Genomic DNA, 20,643 nt, shown 5'->3' with positions numbered 1-20,643 from the left:
AAGGATATATATGGAATTTAGCAAAGAAGAGTTACAAAGATATGATAGGAATATTCTGCTTAGCGGGATAGGTATAGAGGGTCAGAAAAAGCTAAGAGATTCAAAAGTTTTTGTAGTTGGAGCTGGTGGGCTTGGATCGCCGGTGTTGTATTATCTTGCAGCAGCTGGAGTTGGCCATATAGGCATATGCGATGGTGATATTGTAGAGTATAGCAACTTGCAACGACAAATATTGCATAATACAAATGACATAAATAAAAACAAAGCACAATCTGCAAAAGAAAAACTCCAAGCATTAAACCCGCATATAAAAATAGATATTGTTATAGAAAGGCTAAGTGTTACAAATGCAATTAATATAATTAGTGAATATGATTTGGTTATTGAATCTTGTGATGCATTTTCTTCGAAATTTTTGATAAATGATGCGTGTGTATTGGCTAATAAGATTTTAATAAGGGCTAGTGCATTGCATTTTTGCGGACAGGCTATGAGTATCAAGCCTAGAGTTAGTGCTTGTTATGCTTGTCTGTTTGATGCACCACCAAAGGGAGAAGTGCCAACTGGAGCTAGTGTTGGGATATTAGGTAGTGTCGCTGGAATGTTTGGTTGCATAGAAGCTAATGAAGCAATCAAAATAATCACAGGAGTTGGCACACCACTTTTTAACCAAATACTAAGTTGTGATATAAGGGATATGGAGTTTAGAAAAATTGAAGTAAAAAGAAATATGAATTGTAGGGTATGTGGCAATAGTGGAATTACACAATTAGATTTTGATTTGTATTAATATTGCAATAGAGCAAAGAGTAATTCTGTATTTTTAGATGAGCTTAAGCTCTAAATTTATCGTAGGAGTATAATATCCATTGCCTCTTTTAGGATATGTATCCTATGTGTGTGATTGGTGCTTGGTTCATCTCCAATTAGGATTCGTGTTTGTATATTTGCATTTAGTGCTGCTACCATATCTGTATCTTTGTCCCCTATCATATAGCTATCATAGAGTTCTAAATTTATGCCAAAGTCTTTTATTGCATTTTGTATCATTGTGCTTTTTGGCTTCCTGCAGTTGCATTGCTCTTCTTTTGTATGCGGACAGAAGTAGATTCCATCAAATGCTATATTCTCTGGCACAAAACCACTCTCTCTAAGTGGAATGGTAAGGTTTGAGATTATGCAATTTTGCATAAATGAGCTTAGAATCTCAAAGTCCTTTTGCGTAAAAATCCCTCTATTTATGCCTGATTGATTGGTTATTACAAAGCATAGAGAATCTAGCTTTTTGAGCTCTAAAAATAATTCCATGAAATGTGGTGCAAAATAGAATGTTTCAATTTTGTATCCATATGGCTCATCTTCTAAATTCACCACTCCGTCTCTATCAAAAAATACTACTTTTCTTTTTTTCATTTAGTTTAGAATCCTTAAAAATCTTTTAATTATAAGATGATAGAAAAATATGTATTTACATGCGTGAATTGTGTTTGTGTGGGATTGTTTATGGTGTGATAATATAAATGGTGCAGTGAAGATTCCAGCTAATAGGCTAAGCATAGCCTTGCTTGGATTTTTCACTACCGCTCCCTTTATAGTTTAAATGGGTTTTCTACAACTTTCTTTCTATCTACGATATAAGGTATAAGTGCCATATGTCTTGCTCTTTTGATTGCAACTTCTACTCTTTCTTGCCACTTTTTAGAGTTGCCTGTTAGCCTTCTTGGCATTATTTTATATCTTTCTGATAATGAGTGTTTTAGCATATCTACATCTTTGTAGTCTATGAATTCTATTTTTGCTTCAGTGTATCTACAATATCTCTTTGAGTATCTCTTTTTTTCTGCCATATTTTATCCTTTAAAATGGTATTTCTTCATCATTTATATCAATAACGGGCACTTCTGGTTCTTTTGTGTTTTGTCTTTGTGGATAGCTTTCTTTGTATCCATCTCCACCATAGCCATTGCTACTATAAGAGTTATCCGAACCATACTCCCCATAACCGCCACTTTGTTCGTCTTTGGAGGCTCTACCTAGCATTTGCATACTTTCAGCTGATATGGAGTGCTTACTTCTCTTAGCACCAGTGTTATCAGTCCAGCTCTCCAGCACCAAACGCCCCTCTATTAAAACTTGAGAACCTTTTTTTAAGTATTGATTTGCCACTTCTGCAGTTCTTCCAAATAGATTTACATCAATGTAGCACACTTCATCTGCTTGTGTGCCGTCTTGTTTTTTATATTTTCTATTGGTTGCTAGATTGATCTTTGATACTGCCAATCCACTTGGTGAATATCTAAGCTCAACATCACGCGTTAAATTCCCTACTAAAATGACTTTATTAAACATAAGGCTATCCTAAAGCTATTGTGCTTCTTCTTTTTTCTCTTCTTTAGCTTCTTTTAGTGGAGTTGCTTTTTTATTGTTTATGGCTCTATCCACAAGACTTTCCCAAGCTTTTTGCTCTTTTTTGCTTTGATATTTAATTACTATGAATCTCAAAATATCTTCATTTATTCTATAAAGTCTCTCAAGCTCTAAAACTAAGCTAGGGTCAGCTTTGAAGTAAATCACAAAGTAATAACCGCGTTTGTTTTTCTTAATTTCATATGCTAGATTTCTCATACCCATATCAAGTGTAGCACTAATTTCACCATTGTGATTTAGTATCGTAGCTTTGTAGAAATCTATTTTTTGGTTGATTTCTTCTTGTGTTAAAGTTGGTTTTACAATGAACATAGTCTCATAAAAACGCATATTTCTCCTTTTGGTTATCGCCCTTTTTCTCTCAAAAAGAGCAAGGTTTTAAAATAAAAGGATAAATTCTACTTTAAAATTGCTTGAATTTTTATTAATGCCCTTAAAAACCCATTAGTCTTTGTATTTCCGCTTATAGAATCATGTCTCCATGTGTTTAAAATTAAAAATATTTGCTCATATTGCATTTCATTTAATTTTGTAGCTAGGAATCTTTTTTTATCAAATATATGTTGAGGAAGCTTGTATCCAAGCACATCTTCAGAAGCCACGCTCCCGTATATTTTTGTATGACTTTGGAATAAAAATAGTTGAAAAAAATACTTTTCTATCTCTTGTATTAGCATAACTTCTTCATATCCCTTTTCTAAAAAGTGATTTAATGCCTCAAAATACGGCTTTTTATAGAGTAGCAACTCTAAAATTTCTTCACACTTTACACTTCCTAAAGAATATCCTAGCTCATCTATTGTTTGTGAGTTTATTTCTTCATCATATATGCTATATTTTCTCATCTCCGCTATGCTAAGCCCTAGATTGTTGCTTTGTTGTTCTAGTATTTTTCGTAATACAAAATCGCTAGTTTGTATATTTAGTTTCTTTGCATATTCTTTTAAAATACTCATAGATTCATTTAGGTTTGGTGCAAAAAGCCTAGCTTCAAACACCCCATTGCCTCTAAAGCTAGGTATCATTGATTTATAATCTAGTGCGTATTTTGCGGCACTTTGATTATCACTTTGATGAAATTCAAGTATCAAATATCCAGTTTCATTTTTTATTAGTGTATTTATTAGTGTATCTAGTTGTTTTTTGGGGATTTTTTTGTCTGTTTTTATCCATACTAGTGATAGCTCTCCAAACAACGACCCAGAAGAAAAGCAAGAAAGTGCAGATTCAAAGTTGAACTCACCAAAATAAAATGTATTTTTTTGACAATCTTTTGCTAATGCTTTTTGTGCGAGTTTTTCTCCATAATATTCTATTAGAAACGAATCCTCACCATATAGCATTATTGCTTTTATTTCTGTGTTTCCTGTTATTTTTGATTCTAGTTCTTTTTTTGTCATTTATATCTCTTTTTTGATTTTTTGGGTTTATTTTTTATGTTTTGCTTTATTTGTTTTGCATTTATTTTTGCTTTTTGTTTTAGATTCTTCTTGTTTTCTAGAATCTTATTTTTTATATATGTTTCATCAGTGTAATTTTGCCCTAATATTTCATTGTAGCATTCTACTATTCTTCCATAAACTTTTGCAGTTTTTAAATTTACATCTATTATTTGGATTCTTACTTTTTGATACTTCACACCCTTGCCTTTTAGGGCTATTACTCTTGCGCCAAGTAGCATTTTATGTCTTAGCGATACTAGCTGTGGCGTTTGCTCATCTATTATTATTCCATCAAAGCTTTGTGATATTTTTGTGTTTAAGAATCTAGCGAATTTTCTATCATTAAAATCCCACTCTATTTTGGCTATGTTTCTTTCTTCTTTGTTTAGATGTTCGCATAGCATTGGGAGAGATTCTTTTATTGTTATATTTTCTTCTAGTTTTATCTTTTGTTTTAAGATTCTATGTAGCACAAGATCGCTATATCTCCGAATCGGAGAAGTAAAGTGGCTATACGATTCAAACCCCAAGCCAAAATGCCCTATATTATGACTTGCATAATTTGCTTGTTGCATTGATTTTATTATTAGCTTATCTACTTCTTGTGTTAGGTTTTTTTTGTTGGCTATTTTTTGTATTTTTAGTATTGTTTTGTGCAGGTCTTTTTGGGCAGGGATTCCTTTATCCCATATCCCAAGCAATCTTAGTTCTAAAAATAAATTCTGCAAACTTTCTTTTTTTGGTGAGGCGTGGATTCTGTATATTCCTAGCTTTAGGCTTGAATCTACTTTGGTGTTTTTAGATTCTAGTAATTTGGCACTTTGTATATTTGCTAGTAGCATACATTCTTCTATTAATTGGTGGGAGGCTGTTTGTTTGCTTTGTTTGATTGATTTTAGTTCTTGGTTTTTATCTAGCTCCAATCTTGTCTCATCATTTCTAAAGTCAAACCCACTCTTTAAGCGTTTTGCCCTTAGTTTTTGTGTTGTATCCTTCAAGGATAGTAGCATATCGCAATTAGTGCCTTTTATCTTTTTGTTTGTGTCAAAAAACTCATCTACTTGATTGTATGTTAGCTTTGACTTTACTTTAATTACAGCTTCAAATAGTTCGCTATTTAATATGGATAGATTCTTTTTATGGAGTTTTATTTTCCATACCATTGCTAATCTTAGTTTGTTTTGTTGTAGTGAGCATAGTCCTTCGCTTAAGATTCGTGGTAGCATTGGTATTGATTTGTGGGGAAAGTATATGCTAAATGCCCTATGTCTTGCATCTTCATCTAGTGGAGATTCTTCTTTTACATAGTAGCTTACATCTGCGATTGCTATATATAGAGTTGATTTATCCTCTATATAGCATATAGCATCATCGTGGTCTTTTGCATCATCGGGGTCAATCACGCAAAAAGGAAGAGAGCTTAAATCCACTCTTTCTTTAAAGTCTTTTAATCTTGCTTCTTTAAAGCTTTGACTTTCAATCTCGCTATTAAGCGAAAATCCCTCATGTTTATCATATAGACTTAGAGAGATTTTCTCATCTATTTTTGGATCGCTCATAGCACCAAGTATTTCTACTATTTCTCCATTATCTTGGTTGATTTTTATAATCGTATCTTTTGGGAGAGAATCTAGAGATTTTTTACTTGCTTTTATTTTGTAGGCTAATTCATTTGGGATGCTTATTGCTATATAGTTGTTTTTGTATTTTTCTATGTAGCATATTGCGTATTTTTGCGTTGTTTGGAGTTTTGTTATTATTTTTCCCTTTTTTTTGCGGGAATTTGTTGTTATTTTTGTTAGGACTATATCATCTTTAGTGGCGTTGTTTGTGTTTGTTTTTTCTATTAGTATGTCTTGTGAGCCATTTAGTGGTATTACATATCCATAGCCTTGCTTTGTAGGGCTAAATGTCCCTATGCAGTAATCTTTGTGCAAATAGTATTTGAATTTATGCAAAATAATTGCGTTGTGTTTTTTTAGGATTTCTAAAGATTCTTCAAATACTCTTGCTAACTTTTTTTTCTTTGGGATTCCTCTCTCTAGTAGGTTTGCAAGTTCAAGCATTCCCCAAGTCCATATTTTGTATCTTTACTAAAGCTTCATTAAACAAAGCTATATCCAATTCATATTCCTCTATTAAGTCTATACATTCAGCTATTTGCTCTTGTGTAGCTATTTTGTATGGAGTAATTATAGTGTTTAGCACTCTTAGTGGATATACATATTGCTTTAGCGAATCTGGCACATCGTTTGAATATAAAAAACGCATAGTCTCTACCATTGTCTCTTCAAAATTCCAATGACTAAATAATAGCTCTAGTATTTCATATTGTGTATTACCTGCTATTTGTAGCTCTCGGTTTAAAAAGTGATCTTCATCTATTAGTGCTTTGAACTCTTTTGCTTTGCCAAGTTTTTTTATGTATTCTGATATTATCACCATTCCCATATGCATAAGCAATGAAGTTGGCATTAGTATTTCTAGTTTTTTAATCTCGTGTTTATACCATTGAAGCATGAATTTACTTTTTGTTAGAGATGTTTTAATAAATTGTTCCGTATCTAGCTTATATGGTTCTAAGTCTATTTCAAATGATGATCTTATAACGCTTGAAATTGCCAAACCTTTTATTGTTACAATTCCAAATAGGCTTATTGCCTGTGTCACTGAAGTAATTTTATGTGAGAATCCATATATTGGAGAGTTTGCACTTTTTATTATATCTGCACTTAAGAATGGATCTTCTTGGACTATATATACAACTTCTTTTATGCTTGTATCTTTTTCTAAAGATATTGATTGTAACTTTGTAATAGTGCTAGACAACGGCGGTAGAGAATTTATATCTTGCATAATTTGGCTTTCCATTAGGTTAGGTCGCCCCCCCCCCCCTATTATTTTGTGATAATTATAAATAAATAATAACATAAAATCCTAATACACAATTGCATAATGTCTAAAATATGTGATTTCTTACATACAACAAGATAAATATTTTATGTTTAAAATAAAACTATTATTTATTTATAAAATTTTAAACATTATTTTATACTTTAATAAATAAAAATTTGATTAATAAATAAATAATAATAAATAAATAATAATAAAGTAAAATATATTAGTAACCATTAAGCCTAAGTTTATTGGGTTTAATTTGGCTGATAAATAAAAAATAAGTTCTTTAATTTATAAAAATATAATTTTATTTTAAGGAATACTTATTATAATTTTAATCTCTCTCTTTAAAAATCGTAGTAGCTTTATATAGCAAACCCCACTTTGTTATGTGGGGCTACTATGGGACAAATTTATCAATCTACTAAAAATTTTTGCAAACTTCCGAATTTATCTAGCGTTATTTTACATTGTGGGCAGATTGATAATGGTTTGTCGTTGTAAAACTTAATTTGCGTTCTATGTGAATATATCCCTATAAAGAACTTCATATCATAGTTAATAATGGCGGTAAAGTCTTGGTTGTTTAGATTTATCTCGCTTTCTTTGCATTTGCATATATGCACAAATGGGTCTCCATTACTTCTAAAGAATCCTTCTTGAATCTTGCTTTGATATAGCATTATTTTTTTTGTGCTTCCATTTGGGAATGTAAAATATATGCCATCTTCATCTAGGTGCAAATCAGCAAGATTTGCCCTTATGCCACTGCTTTGTAGCATGTTTAATAGATGTTTATTTAATGAGAGTTCAAAATTACAAGCCTCTTTAAACTCTGTAAAAAACATCACTTAAACGCTCTTTCTATCAAATCGCAAATAATATGTGCCATTAATATGTGCATTTCTTGGATTCTTGGTGTGTCATTGCTTGGGGATATTAATAATACATCACACAAAGATGACATCTTGCCACCACTATGTCCGCTAAAGCCTATTGTTCTTACTCCTAATTTTTTGGCTTTTTGTAGTGCGTTTATTACATTTTGACTATTTCCACTAGTTGAAATTCCCCATAATATATCTTGCTTGTTTGCTAAGCCCTCAAATTGTCTAGAAAATACAAATTCATATCCATAGTCATTGCCAATGGCAGTTAAAGCACTAGTATCAGTTGTAAGTGCAATAGCAGGGATAGATGGTCGCTCACACTTGTATCTGCCTATTAATTCTGCTGCTATATGTTGGCTATCAGCAGCACTTCCGCCATTGCCACATAGTAGAATCTTGCCACCATTTTTTAGAGATTCTATACACATTTCTGCTGCTTTTTGTATATCATCACTTAGACTTTCCATTTTGTTTGCTACTAATAAATGCTCTTTTATTTCATTTAGGATATGTTCTTTCATTGATTTCCTTTTATTTTGTTTATTATGTTTGTTGTGCTTTTTCCTTCTATGAAGTCTATTAGTTTTACTTCATTTGCAAACTCTGCTCCTACAACTTCTTTATTCTTGTAGTCTCCACCTTTTACTAGAATGTTTGGCTTTATTTGTTTTATTAGATTAAATGGAGTTTCTTCATCGAATATAATTACAAAGTCAATACATTCTAATGCACATAGCATATAAGCTCTATCTAGTTCATTATTAATTGGGCGATCATTCCCCTTTATGGCTTTAATAGAAGAATTACTATTTAGCCCTACAATTAGCACATCTCCTAGCTTTTTTGCTTCATTTAGGTAGCTAATATGTCCTATGTGCAGTATATCAAAGCAACCATTTGTAAAAACAATCTTTAGATTTGTTAGCTTGGTTAGAGATTCTAAAAAATTATCAAAATCATCTTTTGTAATTAGTTTGTTTTGTGGGTTTATTGGTTTTTTTCTTTGCACTATTTTGTGGAAATTTGATAAGAATTTCGCGCCATCTTGGCTAAATGCTTCCATAAATTTAGTGCTAACAAGTGAGCTATCAAGCAAATCATTATCATATAGATATGTAAAAATATCCTTTTTGTTTGTAGCAACAGAGCCAACTTTGCTAACAACAACAGCAGCAGCAGCATTTGCAAAATATATGCTAGGGAGAATCTCTTCCTTTTGTGATAGCATGAAAGCTAAAGAGGCAATAACCGTATCTCCAGCACCCGTTACATCAAAGACTTCTCTAGCAATTGTTGGCACTTTTATAAGCTTTGAATCTTGCAAAATAGCAATCCCATCTTCGCTAAGAGTAATTAATGAGTATTCTAAGTTGCAAGTATTTTTTAGTTTCTCTAAGGCTTGTAGTAGAGATTCATCATCTATTATATTTATTCCTGTGGCTTCTATGGCTTCTTTTTTATTTGGTGTTAGAAGTGTTGAATCTTTGTATTTTGAGTAGTCATGTCCCTTTGGGTCTATTAGTATTTTTAGATTCTTTTGTTTTGCTAGTTGTATTAAGCTTTGTGTTAGTTTTGTGCTTAGCACACCTTTTTGATAGTCAGATAGCACAATGCAGTCTATTTTATCTATCATAGTTGTTGTAAAGTCTAAGATGAATTTTTCTCCATCATTGCTTATTTGGCTTTTGTCTTCTTTATCTACTCTTATTACTTGTTGGTTTGAGGCTATGATTCTTGATTTTTGTGTTGTTGGGCGATTTTTGTTTGTGTAGATTCCACTTGTGTTTATGTTTAGAGATTCTAGTCTATTTTTTAGTTTAGCACCTGCATCATCATCGCCTATCATTCCGCATATAAACACATCTGCACCAAGTGAGATTAGATTATTTGCTACATTGCATGCTCCGCCTAAACTTAGTGTTTCTTTGTTTATGCTTACTACTTGCACTGGTGCTTCAGGTGAGATTCTTTGGCATTCTCCCCACACATAGTGGTCTAATATCAAATCTCCAACGACTAAAATTTTTGGATTCAAAACTCGCCTTTGTCTGCAATTTCTTTTATGCTTTTTGCATATTCTTTTATTCCATCTTCTAGCTTATATCTTGGATTGTATCCTAGTGCTTCTTTGGTTGGCTCTATGTCCGCATGTGTATGGTTTTGGAAGAATTTATAAGGATTGTCAAAATATTCTACTTCAAATTCTCCAAATTCATTTTGCAGACATTTTACAATATCATTAAAGCTTCTAGATTCTCCGCTTCCTACATTATATACGCCACTTTTGCCACTTATAGCTTTTATGTTTGCCATTACTACATCTTGCACATAGACAAAATCTCTTTTTTGTTCGCCCATTTTAAATAATCTTACTTTTTTGTTCTTTAGTGCTTGGATTCCTAGTTGCAATATCATTGAAGCGGTTTTGCCTTTATAAAGCTCATTTTCTCCATATACATTAAAATACCTTAAGCCAACTATATGCTCTGGATTTTCTTTTAAAAATTTATATGTTAATTTGTCCATGCAAAGCTTTGAAAATCCATAGACATTTTCTGGAATCTCTCCTTGTCCTACTATGTTTGGTGCTTGAGTGTTTCCGTAAGTTCCAGCACTTGATGCATATATCATCTTTGCTCCATGTCTTAGAGACATTTCTAGTAGATCTTTATAGGCATTTACATTTGCTCTTAATATTGCATCTTGGTCTATAACCGTGGTATCAGAGATTGCGGCTTCATGGAATATGTAATCAAACTTTATTTTATCAATCCTTGCTAAGTCATCTTTATTTGTAATATCCCCAACTATTACTTCCCCATTGAAATCTAAGAGGTTTTTAAAATGTCCTAGTGATTTAAAATTTCCATTGCTAAATGTCTTTTCACTTCTAAAGCTATCAAAAACTATAACTTCAGCATTTGGGTGGAATTTCTGAAAATACATTGCAAGGTTTGATCCTATAAAACCAGCCCCACCTGTTATTAGAATCTTTTTATTGTTTAGGCTTTCATCTGTATATTTCATTGTTTTTCCTTGCAAATTGTTCAATCTATTATTCCTAAGTTTTTAAAGATACCTATTTTTTGTTTAAACTCGTTAGCCATTTGTGTTATTTCTTTTTTGATTTCTGAATCGGTTGTTAGTGTTTTTCCATCTTTAATTGGTTTTGAATCTAGCTCTTTTAGTTTTTCTATTGTTCTTGTTATTAGATTATTTTCAGCCGTTATTCCTTGCATGTAAAATCCAAGCATGAATCTATGCAGATCGTTAATTGCGATTGCAGAGCATGTTACAGGAGAAGCTATGTATGAAGCACTTAGGATTGATTTTTCTTTGTTTTTAATTATGTTTTGATTGTATATTTTGGTTCTATTTTTTATAGTATCACTTATGGTTTGTGCGGGCGATACTATTCCTTGTTGCATTAATATCGCTAAAATACTCATCAATTCTTGGAATTGTAATTTGCATTTTTCGCTAATCTCCCAACCGGTTTTTGAAGTATAATTTTTAGATTCTAGATATTCTAAAACGCTATCATATTTTTCTCTCTTTAATGTCCCTTCCCCGAGTACGAATTGCATTTTGGTAGAAAATTTTTCCTTTTGTTCTACTAATGCAAATTTTGTATTTAATAGTTTTGTTTTTGCTGTATTATGGTTAGTGTATGCTACTCCTTTACAATATATGTCTTTTCTAAACTGTCTATTCAAACAAAAATCTTTTAGTTGTTCTTGGAATATTTTATCTTTTATATTGCTTAGATAGCTTACCCATTCGGGTCTTAAAGTCCATTCGTTAAAGTGCTCTAATATCTCACCCATAGTTATATAGCTACACTTTGCCATATCTTGCATTCTTTCTGCTATCTCATGGAAATAAAAAATATCCCAAGTAGAATTTAGATATTCGTGTCCTAAGTACTTATGGTTATTGCTCTGAGTGAGTTGTGTGACCAATGATTGCGCTATTTGATTGCCTTGAAAATACATAGGATTTGTTTCCATAAATTCCTTTAAGAAGTTTGCAGAATTTGCAATAGATTCGTGTGCACCTGTGCTTGCATTTGTATAATGTCTATTATGCATTCTAAAAATTTCTCTCAACGCCATTTTGGATGACCAACCTGGCATACAATTGTAGCTATTATAAACGATACCACCAGGCTTTAGGAATTTTCTTATTATTTCTAGTATTATGTCTTGGTTTTCTCTTGATATCCATGAGAAAATACCATGAAATACAATGTAGTCAAATTCTAGCCTAGTTTTATTTAGTCTTTCTAATAATTCCTCAAAACTATCATTGTATAGAGTAATATTATCAAGTCCATTAGCATAAATGTTGGCTTTATGTGTGTGGGTTGGAGTAAAATCGGTCCCATAGAATATACCATTATTTGTTGCTGCATTCAGCGTTATGCTAATTCCCATTCCGTAGCCAAGCTCAAGGTAGCTAAAGCCATCTTTTGGTGTTATATCATGTTCATTTCCAACTTCAACTCCAGCTAACGCTAGATTTAAGTTAATCATCATAGGACTAATTTCTTTATAATATCCCTCTGTATATTCGGTATTTGTAAAATATCCATCGCTCCAAGATTCCATGCTATTTTCCTTGTAAAGTATAGTTTGCAAAATTGTAACTAAAAATATTGAATATTTTTAGTTAATTTTGTTATTGTAGGATTGAAGGCTTTTGTGCTAATTATTACTAGGTCTCCTATTTTTAGCTCTTTTGCTTCATTTTTTGTTATGCTTAATTTTATTATGTCATTTCCGGTTAGAATGCTAACTATACAAAAAATCCCATTTTCTGTTATATTAAGCACATTTCCACTTTGTCTAACTTTGCCACTTGGAATCCCGCGTAAAAACACTTCATTAGCAGTTCCACTTTTTATAACCTTTCCATTTTGCATATGTAATACATGGCTTGATAGAGAAAATACCTCACTAAAGTTATGGCTAACTAAAAAGGTGCTAAGAGAAAAGTGTCTATGTATCTTTAATAATTCCTCTCTTAACTTTACATTCATCTCTATATCCAACGCACTAAATGGCTCATCAAGTAGTAGAATCTTTGGTTTTCTAATTACTGCTCTAGCTAGTGCTACTCTTTGTTGTTGTCCTCCGCTTAGCATATTTGGCTTTAGTTTTTGCAGGTTTGTTAACTCTGTTATTTCTAGTATTTCATCGATTTGTTCTTTTGCTTGTATCTTGCTTGTTTGCTTTGGTATTGCAAAGGCTAGATTCTCCCTTATAGACATATTTGGGAAGAGTGCATAGTCTTGAAATACGAATCCTATTTGTCTATTTTGCGGTTTTAGGTTTATGTTTTTTTGCGTATCTAGCCATATTTCATCTTCTACTTTAATTAAGCCAACTTCTGGGGTTAAAAGTCCGGCTAGAATCTTTAGTATAGTTGTCTTGCCAGCACCTGATTTTCCAAATATAGTTGTTAGTTCATTTTTGTTTATTTTGCAATCTATATCTAACAGTAAATCTCCATTTGCACTTATTAGATTCTTCTTAAATTTGAGTTCTATCATAGTTTGTCTTTTTTGTTTAGATAAAATGTAAGGAGCAAGATAGAAAATGTAACTAGAAACAAAGTTAGTGCGTATTTATGTGCTAGTGCATAGTTTAGAGATTCTACTTCATCATAGATTGCAATACTAGCAACCCTAGTTACTCCTTCTATGTTTCCACCTATCATCATTATGACGCCAAATTCTCCTATGGTATGGGCAAATGTAACTACAATTCCAACTATGATCGAGTTTTTGATATTTGGGATTAGTACTTTAAAGAATATCTCAATCCTACTTTTACCAAGTGTTAGTGCTGCTTCATATAGTGATTTTGGCAAACTTGCGAAACCAGCTTGAATCGGATTTATCATAAATGGCATTGAGAAAATAATAGAGGCCAAAATTACACCTTCAAAGCTAAAGACGAACTTTATATCAAAATATTCTAATAAAAATGCTCCTAAGAAATTTTGTGGGCTAAAGGCAATTAGTAAATAAAAGCCAAGCACACTAGGAGGCAATACAAGTGGCATTGAGACTATGGTTTCTAAAATCGGCGTTATTTTGCTTTTATAAAATGCCAAAAAATATCCCAATGGTAACGCAATGCAAAGTAATATAGCAGTTGTGATTATGGATACTTTGAAAGTTAAAAGCATGGTTTGTAAAAAAGATTCCATATCTCTACTCTATTATCATTATTTCACTCTCTAAAATATGCCACACTACTTTTTCTCCCTCTTTAAAGTTGGAATCTATATTGGTAATTGCCTCTATTTGTAAGTTATTACTTTTTAGCTTTAGCTTTAAAAACATGGAATCTTGCTCACAAGATTCCACATTTGCAACGAAAATATTGTTAGCTCCTTGTATATTTCTTGCTACTAAGATATTGCTTTCTTTAAAGGCTAGTGTGATTATATCTCCTATTTTTCGAGATTCTAAAAGTATTATAGAAAATATCAGTCCATTTGCATTTGCAATTATGCGAGAAATATCTCCACTAGTCTTAGAATCTATAACTTTTGCTTGTATTTTATTCAACGCTATAACCAAATTTTATAAATTTTTCTTTTGCGTCTTTACTTAAAATATAGTCTTTAAATTCATTTGCTAGTTTAGAATCTTTACCAAAATTTGGAATTATTAGTGCTTGTTCTATTGGCTTGTATAGCTTTTCATCGATTGCTACAAAGCTCATAGCAGGAGTATTAATCCCGCCTTCACCAAGCATTGATAGTGCAGTAAAGCCTACTTCTGCATTGTTTGATTCTACATAAGTTGTAGCAGTACCTATGCTCTCACCAGTTACAAATTTATCTTTTACATCTTTTAGCATATTTGTAGATTCTAGTGCTTCCATGCTTGCTCTTCCATATGGTGCTAGTTTTGGGTTTGGTATTGAAATATGCTTTATGTTTTTGTTTAAAATATCTTCAAATTTTGTAATTTTGAAGCTTTTATTATTGCTCCATAGCACTAATTTGCCTTTAGCATATACTTCTTCTTTGTTTGGTGCTAGATTTTCTTTAAATAATTTTGCAGGATAGTCTGTATCTGCTGATACAAACAAATGCACAGGTGCTCCATTTTGAATCTGTGCGAAAGCCTTGCCACTTGAAATGTAAGAAATTTCTATTTTATCATTTGGTCTGTTTTTTAAAAAGTCATTTTTTATATCTTCTAGCACATATTTTAGCGAAGCTGCACCTAGCACCCTAATATCTTCTGCATTAGCATTAATGCTTAAGCAGATTCCAGCAATTACGCTTATTGTTAGTTTTTTGATTACATTTTTCATCTTTTCTCCTTTAAATTCCTAAAATTACATTATTAGCCTTAAAGCCAAACCAAACTTTATCTCCGATGTTTAGCTTTATTGAATCTTGTGAGGATTCTGTTATTATCGCACTTAACCTCTCACCATTGCTATTTATCTCTACTTGACAATTTATAGCACCATTAATTATGTTTGTTACCTCGCCTTCGATGCAGTTTTTCATTGAGATTTTGCTTGGCTTTTCATCAAAGACTACAATCCAATTTGCCTTTATTAGTGCATAGCATTTCATGCCCACTTTTAGCCCTAGCTCATCTAATGAACTCATCGTTATTATGCTACTAATTGTTAAATTGTTTCGCGTTTTTAATATTACTTCAGCATTTACTTTTCCGGTTTTAATTTCGATTATCTCGCCTTGTAGTTGATTTCTAGCGCTAGTTTTCATCGTTACGCTCCTAAAATGTAGTGGATTTTCTATTGTAGAATCTTCTAAAGATTCTAAGTCGTTTTTAAACACATTAAGTAATGCTTCATTGAGCCTTTCCATTTGTCGGAATATTTTTATAAGTTTGAGACCTTTTTGTGTGAGTTTTGCTCCGCCGCCACTTTTACCTCCCCTTACTACACATACCAAAGGCTCTTTTGATAGCTTATTTATGCTATCTATACTATCCCATGCGGCTTTGTAGCTCATTTTCATAGTTTTGGCAGCTTGTGAAATTGAGCCACTTTTGTCTATTAACTCTAGTAGCTCAACTTTGCCATGCCCTAAGAAGTTTTTGCCTTGTTCTTTAATCCAAAATCTTCCTTCTACTTCCATAAATCAATCATTCCTTAACTTTAGTGTTCTACCAAAGTATATAAATTTATATATTGCTTGTCAAGCGTTAAAACATGATATAATCAAAAATTGTTAAAAATAAATACATCTTAAGGAATCTTATGACCATTATTTCGCATGAGAGCCAAGAAGTTCTAGTAGATGGGATAAAGGCTTCTAGCTTGGAAAATCTGACTTTGAGCATAGAGCATGCGTTGTTATCTAATGATATTGAACCGCAAAGAATCTTTTTTCTAAAAGTGCCAGAGACTTTTAAGAAGTTCCTTTATAGCAAGGATTGGTATTGGAATGGAAGAAAACTTGTAGTTTATAAAGATGATTTTTAGGATATTTAAGTGAAGACTTTAACTTTAGCAAATATCTATGAAATACAGGGTCATAGGCATGAAGCAGCAGAAATCTACAAAGAAATACTAAAAGAAAATCCAGATAATGTTGAAGCTAGAATCGCATTACATAGGCTAACAAGCAATAGAAAGAGATATGGCAAGGCAAATTCTGATATGTTAGATTTATTTATAAAGATGGATAGCAAGGTAGAGTTTAATGAGTTTGAAAGGTGGTTATTGCAGTTATGGAATTAAAAGAAGCGATTTTACAGACATTAGCAGAAATAGATACAAAGGGTGATTATTCACAAGATAGTGATAATATAGACGGAAAACCAGAGCGAGACGCACTGCTAGATATAATACCTAGTGATGATTTTGATGAGATTCCACAGATAGAGAGTGCATATAAGCGAAAAATAGAAAAATTAAACTATAAAAATGCTGATGAGTTGAAGGAATTATTAGAAAAATATTACTTAGAAGAAGAAAAGTTTTTAGAATCTCTGCAAGATAGAATCTTAGTGTTATTTGAAGGATTGCAATCTCCAAATAATAGAAATATAGAGGCAAAATTAGACATGGTACTTAATTTCTTAGAATTTACCCTAGCAATAATTGATGAAAGAAAAAGTGCAAAATGAAAAAATTATTATTTACTATCTATTTACTTTATGGATTTATAATTTCAGTATCTCAAATGAGTGATTTGAGATACAAGCAAAAGCTTGTTTTTATAAAAGATGTTTTTCATCCGCTCCTCCTTTGTTTAAGGAAGATTAGTGCGAGTAAGTTCTTTGAAATTATCAATCTAGCAGGTGTTATTCCTAATAAAATAACCCCCCCTAAAATACCCAATCCTCCTTTTTCTTAAATAGGAATACGCCATGCTAGAAATATTGATGATAGAAGATGATTTAGAGTTAGCTGCAATCCTTGCTGAATACTTGAAAGCTCATGATATTAATGTAGTAAATTATGATGAGCCCTATACGGGTATGAGTGCAATAAACGCTCAACATTTTGACCTCCTTCTTTTAGATCTAACACTCCCAAATTTAGATGGGCTTGAAGTATGCAGAAGGGTAGCTAAAGAAAAACAACTACCAATTATAATTACCTCCGCAAGAAATGATGTTGATGATAGAGTTTTAGGACTAGAGTATGGTGCTGATGACTATCTGCCAAAACCATATGACCCAAAAGAGCTTGTAGCTAGGATATATAGTGTCCTTAGAAGATATAATAAAAACATTAAGCAAGATGAAAATCAAGTGTCAATTTTGCCATTTAAGTTAAACAAGGATAGCAGAGAAATATATTTGCATGATACTTTGCTTCCTTTAACCAAAGCAGAGTATGAAATCCTTAGCTTCATGTTGGAGAATAAAGATAAAGCACTAACTAGAGATGCAATAGCAATGAATGCAGATTCTATAAATCCAGATTCTGGAAATAAAAGTATAGATGTAATAATAGGCAGACTTAGAGCAAAAATAGAAAAAAATGGTCAAAAGTATATACATTCAATACGGGGCATAGGATATAAGCTACAAATAAAAGGCGATACGGACTAGGTAATGTTTAAAACATCTATATTTATAAAAATTACAATCTTATTTGTAGTTGCTATCTTTTTTTTGGGTGCTTCTTCGTATTACTTCATAAGAGAAGAGATTAATAATGAAATGCTAAATAATCAACTAAAATACAATCAATTTTTAGCAACCATAAACCAGCTTGTAAGATTTGGCGGAAATATAGACTTGATAGAAAAGTATTTGCATGAGTTGGATTTAAATGAGATTAATGATTCTGATATTTTAAGAAAATTTTCTCATCATTTAGCTAACAATTTAGAATATGGAGTATATGCAAAAATAATCAAAGATGATCATGCAGTATATTTATTGTTACAAACGCCTACTTCATGGAGTTTGTATGGCGATTTTCATACAACGAAATTGCTAAATTATTATATATTAACCTTTGTTGGATTTTTTGTTGTAGTTTTTTTGTTTGGCCTTGTTATAAAGAGTATCTTGCCACTTAAAATATTGCGACGAGAGATAAGAAAGTTTGCCAATGGTGATACAAATATATCAATACCAATTAAGCAGTATGATGAGATTGGTGAAGTTGCAGATGAATTTAATCATGCAGTAGAAAAGATAAATGCATTAAATAATTCGCGGAAACTATTTTTAAGAGCAATAATGCATGAGCTAAAAACTCCAATTACAAAGGGCAGAATCACCGCAGAAATGTTAGAAGATTCTGTGTATAAAGATAGACTTTGTTCGGTATTTATTCGTTTGAATTCTCTAATTGATGAGTTTGCCAATATAGAAAAACTAAGCTCAAAAAACCATGCATTAAACAAACATAGTTACTATTTAAGTGAAATTTTGGATAAAGTTTTTTCTATGTTGCTTTTAGATTCTCAACAAGTTAGAGAATACTTTATTTTGCCAGAAGATGAATATTTGTTGTATGTTGATTTTGAGATGATTAGCTTAGCTGTTAAGAATCTTTTGGATAATGCTTTAAAATATAAGACACATGGGAGAGTAGAAATTATCGTCAATGATAGAGATGTGTTGATTAAAAATTATGGAATAGAACTAAAGGGAGATTTTAAGGATTATTCTAAGCCTTTTTTTAAGCAAGATTCAAATCCTAGTGGCGGTTTTGGCTTGGGTATATATATTGTAAATAGCACGTTAGAAAGCCAAGAATTAAAGCTAGAATATAAACATAGCAATGGATATAATATATTTACAATCAAGCAAGTTGTTCAAAACTTTTGCAGAAAGGAAAAAGATGTTTAAGCGATTAAGAAGAATGAGACTAAACCCTATTGTGCGAGATATGGTAGAAGAAACTTCGTTACATATAAAAGATTTTATTTATCCTATTTTTGTTGTGCTTGGGAATAATATTAAAAACACAATAGAATCCATGCCGGGCGTTTATCAGCTAAGCATTGATGAGGTTTTGAGAGAATGTGGAGAGTTGCAAGGTTTGGGGATAAATTCCATAATTCTTTTTGGGATTCCAAATATAAAAGATAGCATAGGAAGTGAAGCATTAGATGATGAAGGCATAGTTGCAAAAGCTGTGCGAGAGATAAAGAAGAACTTCCCAAATATGCTTGTTTGTGTTGATTTGTGCTTTTGTGAATATACAGACCATGGGCATTGTGGAATCTTAAATCCAAAACTAAATAGCGTAGATAATGACTTAACCTTGGAAATATTGGACAAACAAGCCTTGATACTAGCACAAAGCGGTGCAGATATAATTGCTCCAAGTGGTGCTATGGATGGCATGATATATTCTTTAAGAAAAGCACTTGATGAAGGTGGATTTAGTCATTTGCCTATAATGAGCTATTCTACAAAGTTTGCTAGTGGATATTATGGTCCATTTAGAGATGTAGCACAAAGCACACCTAGCTTTGGTGATAGAAAGAGTTATCAGCAAAACCCAGCTAACAGAAGAGAGGCCATATTAGAATCAATCGAAGATGATGCACAAGGTGCAGATATTTTGATGGTAAAACCTGCCTTAGCGTATCTTGATATTGTAAGGGACATTAGAGAAAGGACGCTACTTCCGTTAGCTGTGTATAATGTAAGCGGAGAGTATGCAATGCTAAAATTTGCACAAAAAGCTGGGATTATTGATTATAATAGAGTGTTATTAGAGACTATGGTTGGCTTTAAGAGGGCAGGAGCAGATATTATAATTAGCTATCATGCTAAAGAGGTTGCTATGCTTTTAAGGAGTGAATTATGATTCGGATATTTTCTGTATTAGCGTTTTTTATTTTTTTATTATCTGGGTGTGCGACAAACCAAGTGCAAAGCAATGTGAGTATGACAAATAGTATATTCATTGATCCTGTGCATATGAATGATAGAGTGATTTTTATTTCTGTTAGCAATACAAGTGGCGAATATGTGAATCTAAAACCAAAGCTTGTAAAAAGCCTCGAAAATATGGGCTATCTTGTAACTAACAATCCAAATGAGGCAGTATTTATTTTGCAGACAAATATTTTGTATTGCAATGTAAAAAGAGAGGAAAATACTGCAGATGGTGCGATCATTGGCGGTGCGATTGGTGCTGGTATTGGTGGATATAATAGCGGTGCTACTGGTGCGGTTCTTAGTGGATTAGCTGGTGCTACACTTGGTGCGTTGCTTGGACATGCTTCAGAGGATACTATAATACAAATGCAAGTTGATGTTAGTATAAAGCAAATAAATAACTATGGGCATTATACACAAAGGCAAACAACCATGATAGCCGAAGCTTCAAGGCGTAATCTACAATTAGGTGAGATAGTAAATATGCTAGAAGATAGAATCTCTTCACAAATAAGTGGAATTTTTAGGGAGTAATTTCAACCTCCCTTAAGCTTCTTTCGTTATACTTTCATTCCTTTTTTGTTGATTTTTCTTTATGAGCTTTCAATAATAAAGAGGTGTT

26 protein-coding genes are annotated in these 20,643 nt (G+C 32.1%); 8 read left to right on the top strand and 18 right to left on the bottom strand.

Annotated elements, in window-relative coordinates; all coding sequences use genetic code 11:
* Window positions 1-10 precede the first annotated feature (10 nt).
* On the top strand, window positions 11-790 hold the full coding sequence (locus PF021_RS05860; RefSeq protein ID WP_271021530.1) for a HesA/MoeB/ThiF family protein: 780 nt from the start codon (window positions 11-13) through the stop codon (window positions 788-790).
* Window positions 791-846: 56 nt separating this feature from the next.
* Here the strand turns inward: PF021_RS05860 and PF021_RS05855 are convergent, their stop codons facing one another.
* From PF021_RS05855 to PF021_RS05770, 18 genes are all read right to left on the bottom strand, one after another.
* Entirely contained in the window at window positions 847-1,413 is a 567-nt protein-coding gene (locus tag PF021_RS05855; RefSeq protein WP_271021529.1) for a D-glycero-alpha-D-manno-heptose-1,7-bisphosphate 7-phosphatase, read from the bottom strand.
* Complete coding sequence (locus PF021_RS05850; protein WP_271021528.1) at window positions 1,414-1,578, bottom strand: hypothetical protein; 165 nt, start codon at window positions 1,576-1,578, stop codon at window positions 1,414-1,416.
* A gap of 11 nt (window positions 1,579-1,589) precedes the next feature.
* Window positions 1,590-1,847, bottom strand: a complete 258-nt coding sequence (gene rpsR / locus PF021_RS05845; protein ID WP_271021527.1) for a 30S ribosomal protein S18 — start codon at window positions 1,845-1,847, stop codon at window positions 1,590-1,592.
* A 10-nt stretch (window positions 1,848-1,857) separates the two neighbouring features.
* A complete protein-coding gene (locus PF021_RS05840; RefSeq protein ID WP_271021526.1) occupies window positions 1,858-2,349 on the bottom strand; it encodes a single-stranded DNA-binding protein in 492 nt (163 codons plus the stop codon).
* A 15-nt stretch (window positions 2,350-2,364) separates the two neighbouring features.
* Complete coding sequence (gene rpsF / locus PF021_RS05835; RefSeq protein WP_271021524.1) at window positions 2,365-2,757, bottom strand: 30S ribosomal protein S6; 393 nt, start codon at window positions 2,755-2,757, stop codon at window positions 2,365-2,367.
* A 68-nt stretch (window positions 2,758-2,825) separates the two neighbouring features.
* Window positions 2,826-3,827, bottom strand: coding sequence for a DNA polymerase III subunit delta (locus tag PF021_RS05830; RefSeq protein ID WP_271021522.1), 1,002 nt, complete (start codon window positions 3,825-3,827; stop codon window positions 2,826-2,828).
* Window positions 3,824-5,935, bottom strand: a complete 2,112-nt coding sequence (locus PF021_RS05825; protein ID WP_271021521.1) for an RNB domain-containing ribonuclease — start codon at window positions 5,933-5,935, stop codon at window positions 3,824-3,826. Before PF021_RS05825 ends, PF021_RS05830 begins: the two co-directional genes overlap by 4 nt.
* Window positions 5,928-6,800 (bottom strand): HDOD domain-containing protein, encoded by an 873-nt coding sequence (locus tag PF021_RS05820; protein ID WP_271021520.1) that lies wholly within the window; start codon window positions 6,798-6,800, stop codon window positions 5,928-5,930. Before PF021_RS05820 ends, PF021_RS05825 begins: the two co-directional genes overlap by 8 nt.
* Window positions 6,801-7,183: 383 nt before the next feature.
* Window positions 7,184-7,615 carry a hypothetical protein gene (locus tag PF021_RS05815; protein WP_271021699.1) on the bottom strand — a complete coding sequence of 144 codons (432 nt, stop codon included), beginning with the start codon at window positions 7,613-7,615 and terminating at the stop codon, window positions 7,184-7,186.
* Window positions 7,615-8,178 (bottom strand): D-sedoheptulose 7-phosphate isomerase, encoded by a 564-nt coding sequence (gene gmhA / locus PF021_RS05810; protein WP_271021519.1) that lies wholly within the window; start codon window positions 8,176-8,178, stop codon window positions 7,615-7,617. The genes PF021_RS05815 and gmhA overlap by 1 nt, the downstream gene beginning before the upstream one ends.
* Window positions 8,175-9,692 carry a D-glycero-beta-D-manno-heptose-7-phosphate kinase gene (gene rfaE1 / locus PF021_RS05805; RefSeq protein ID WP_271021518.1) on the bottom strand — a complete coding sequence of 506 codons (1,518 nt, stop codon included), beginning with the start codon at window positions 9,690-9,692 and terminating at the stop codon, window positions 8,175-8,177. The genes gmhA and rfaE1 overlap by 4 nt, the downstream gene beginning before the upstream one ends.
* The gene (gene rfaD / locus PF021_RS05800) at window positions 9,689-10,684 is read right to left on the bottom strand and encodes an ADP-glyceromanno-heptose 6-epimerase (RefSeq protein WP_271021517.1); all 996 of its coding nucleotides are present in this window, start codon (window positions 10,682-10,684) and stop codon (window positions 9,689-9,691) included. Before rfaD ends, rfaE1 begins: the two co-directional genes overlap by 4 nt.
* A gap of 20 nt (window positions 10,685-10,704) precedes the next feature.
* Window positions 10,705-12,267 carry a class I SAM-dependent methyltransferase gene (locus PF021_RS05795; protein ID WP_271021516.1) on the bottom strand — a complete coding sequence of 521 codons (1,563 nt, stop codon included), beginning with the start codon at window positions 12,265-12,267 and terminating at the stop codon, window positions 10,705-10,707.
* A gap of 38 nt (window positions 12,268-12,305) precedes the next feature.
* Window positions 12,306-13,211 carry a sulfate/molybdate ABC transporter ATP-binding protein gene (locus PF021_RS05790; RefSeq protein WP_271021514.1) on the bottom strand — a complete coding sequence of 302 codons (906 nt, stop codon included), beginning with the start codon at window positions 13,209-13,211 and terminating at the stop codon, window positions 12,306-12,308.
* Entirely contained in the window at window positions 13,208-13,873 is a 666-nt protein-coding gene (modB, locus tag PF021_RS05785; protein WP_271021512.1) for a molybdate ABC transporter permease subunit, read from the bottom strand. The genes PF021_RS05790 and modB overlap by 4 nt, the downstream gene beginning before the upstream one ends.
* A 4-nt stretch (window positions 13,874-13,877) precedes the next feature.
* Complete coding sequence (locus PF021_RS05780; protein WP_271021511.1) at window positions 13,878-14,237, bottom strand: hypothetical protein; 360 nt, start codon at window positions 14,235-14,237, stop codon at window positions 13,878-13,880.
* Window positions 14,230-14,994 carry a molybdate ABC transporter substrate-binding protein gene (gene modA / locus PF021_RS05775; RefSeq protein ID WP_271021510.1) on the bottom strand — a complete coding sequence of 255 codons (765 nt, stop codon included), beginning with the start codon at window positions 14,992-14,994 and terminating at the stop codon, window positions 14,230-14,232. The genes PF021_RS05780 and modA overlap by 8 nt, the downstream gene beginning before the upstream one ends.
* A gap of 10 nt (window positions 14,995-15,004) precedes the next feature.
* Complete coding sequence (locus PF021_RS05770; protein ID WP_271021509.1) at window positions 15,005-15,796, bottom strand: molybdenum-dependent transcriptional regulator; 792 nt, start codon at window positions 15,794-15,796, stop codon at window positions 15,005-15,007.
* Between the two features lie 122 nt (window positions 15,797-15,918).
* Between PF021_RS05770 and PF021_RS05765 the strand changes: the two genes are divergently transcribed.
* The 7 genes from PF021_RS05765 (at window position 15,919) to traT (ending at window position 20,555) form a co-directional block, all read left to right on the top strand.
* Window positions 15,919-16,143 carry a hypothetical protein gene (locus tag PF021_RS05765; protein ID WP_271021508.1) on the top strand — a complete coding sequence of 75 codons (225 nt, stop codon included), beginning with the start codon at window positions 15,919-15,921 and terminating at the stop codon, window positions 16,141-16,143.
* A gap of 9 nt (window positions 16,144-16,152) precedes the next feature.
* Window positions 16,153-16,401, top strand: coding sequence for a tetratricopeptide repeat protein (locus tag PF021_RS05760; protein ID WP_271021507.1), 249 nt, complete (start codon window positions 16,153-16,155; stop codon window positions 16,399-16,401).
* Entirely contained in the window at window positions 16,392-16,790 is a 399-nt protein-coding gene (locus tag PF021_RS05755) for a CiaD-like domain-containing protein (RefSeq protein ID WP_271021506.1), read from the top strand. The genes PF021_RS05760 and PF021_RS05755 overlap by 10 nt, the downstream gene beginning before the upstream one ends.
* Before the next feature lie 243 nt (window positions 16,791-17,033).
* Window positions 17,034-17,723: a response regulator transcription factor gene (locus PF021_RS05750; RefSeq protein ID WP_271021505.1), complete on the top strand. Its 690-nt coding sequence runs from the start codon at window positions 17,034-17,036 to the stop codon at window positions 17,721-17,723.
* Window positions 17,724-17,726: 3 nt separating this feature from the next.
* A complete protein-coding gene (locus tag PF021_RS05745; protein ID WP_271021504.1) occupies window positions 17,727-18,977 on the top strand; it encodes an ArsS family sensor histidine kinase in 1,251 nt (416 codons plus the stop codon).
* Window positions 18,970-19,947 (top strand): porphobilinogen synthase, encoded by a 978-nt coding sequence (hemB, locus tag PF021_RS05740; RefSeq protein WP_271021502.1) that lies wholly within the window; start codon window positions 18,970-18,972, stop codon window positions 19,945-19,947. The genes PF021_RS05745 and hemB overlap by 8 nt, the downstream gene beginning before the upstream one ends.
* On the top strand, window positions 19,944-20,555 hold the full coding sequence (gene traT / locus PF021_RS05735; RefSeq protein WP_271021501.1) for a complement resistance protein TraT: 612 nt from the start codon (window positions 19,944-19,946) through the stop codon (window positions 20,553-20,555). The genes hemB and traT overlap by 4 nt, the downstream gene beginning before the upstream one ends.
* Window positions 20,556-20,643: the final 88 nt, after the last annotated feature.

Origin of the sequence: Helicobacter ibis (assembly GCF_027859255.1) — a bacterium.
In the GTDB taxonomy this organism is placed as follows: domain Bacteria; phylum Campylobacterota; class Campylobacteria; order Campylobacterales; family Helicobacteraceae; genus Helicobacter_D; species Helicobacter_D ibis.
This window is presented reverse-complemented; position numbering and strand designations above follow the sequence as displayed.

Coding starts and splice junctions, on each gene's coding strand:
- PF021_RS05860 (WP_271021530.1), top strand. CDS start 11: ATGGAATTTAGCAAAGAAGAGTTACAAAGATATGATAGGAATATTCTG.
- PF021_RS05855 (WP_271021529.1), bottom strand. CDS start 1,413: ATGAAAAAAAGAAAAGTAGTATTTTTTGATAGAGACGGAGTGGTGAAT.
- rpsR (WP_271021527.1), bottom strand. CDS start 1,847: ATGGCAGAAAAAAAGAGATACTCAAAGAGATATTGTAGATACACTGAA.
- PF021_RS05840 (WP_271021526.1), bottom strand. CDS start 2,349: ATGTTTAATAAAGTCATTTTAGTAGGGAATTTAACGCGTGATGTTGAG.
- rpsF (WP_271021524.1), bottom strand. CDS start 2,757: ATGCGTTTTTATGAGACTATGTTCATTGTAAAACCAACTTTAACACAA.
- PF021_RS05830 (WP_271021522.1), bottom strand. CDS start 3,827: ATGACAAAAAAAGAACTAGAATCAAAAATAACAGGAAACACAGAAATA.
- PF021_RS05825 (WP_271021521.1), bottom strand. CDS start 5,935: ATGCTTGAACTTGCAAACCTACTAGAGAGAGGAATCCCAAAGAAAAAA.
- PF021_RS05820 (WP_271021520.1), bottom strand. CDS start 6,800: ATGTTATTATTTATTTATAATTATCACAAAATAATAGGGGGGGGGGGG.
- PF021_RS05815 (WP_271021699.1), bottom strand. CDS start 7,615: ATGTTTTTTACAGAGTTTAAAGAGGCTTGTAATTTTGAACTCTCATTA.
- gmhA (WP_271021519.1), bottom strand. CDS start 8,178: ATGAAAGAACATATCCTAAATGAAATAAAAGAGCATTTATTAGTAGCA.
- rfaD (WP_271021517.1), bottom strand. CDS start 10,684: ATGAAATATACAGATGAAAGCCTAAACAATAAAAAGATTCTAATAACA.
- PF021_RS05795 (WP_271021516.1), bottom strand. CDS start 12,267: ATGGAATCTTGGAGCGATGGATATTTTACAAATACCGAATATACAGAG.
- PF021_RS05790 (WP_271021514.1), bottom strand. CDS start 13,211: ATGATAGAACTCAAATTTAAGAAGAATCTAATAAGTGCAAATGGAGAT.
- modB (WP_271021512.1), bottom strand. CDS start 13,873: ATGGAATCTTTTTTACAAACCATGCTTTTAACTTTCAAAGTATCCATA.
- modA (WP_271021510.1), bottom strand. CDS start 14,994: ATGAAAAATGTAATCAAAAAACTAACAATAAGCGTAATTGCTGGAATC.
- PF021_RS05770 (WP_271021509.1), bottom strand. CDS start 15,796: ATGGAAGTAGAAGGAAGATTTTGGATTAAAGAACAAGGCAAAAACTTC.
- PF021_RS05765 (WP_271021508.1), top strand. CDS start 15,919: ATGACCATTATTTCGCATGAGAGCCAAGAAGTTCTAGTAGATGGGATA.
- PF021_RS05755 (WP_271021506.1), top strand. CDS start 16,392: ATGGAATTAAAAGAAGCGATTTTACAGACATTAGCAGAAATAGATACA.
- PF021_RS05750 (WP_271021505.1), top strand. CDS start 17,034: ATGCTAGAAATATTGATGATAGAAGATGATTTAGAGTTAGCTGCAATC.
- PF021_RS05745 (WP_271021504.1), top strand. CDS start 17,727: ATGTTTAAAACATCTATATTTATAAAAATTACAATCTTATTTGTAGTT.
- hemB (WP_271021502.1), top strand. CDS start 18,970: ATGTTTAAGCGATTAAGAAGAATGAGACTAAACCCTATTGTGCGAGAT.
- traT (WP_271021501.1), top strand. CDS start 19,944: ATGATTCGGATATTTTCTGTATTAGCGTTTTTTATTTTTTTATTATCT.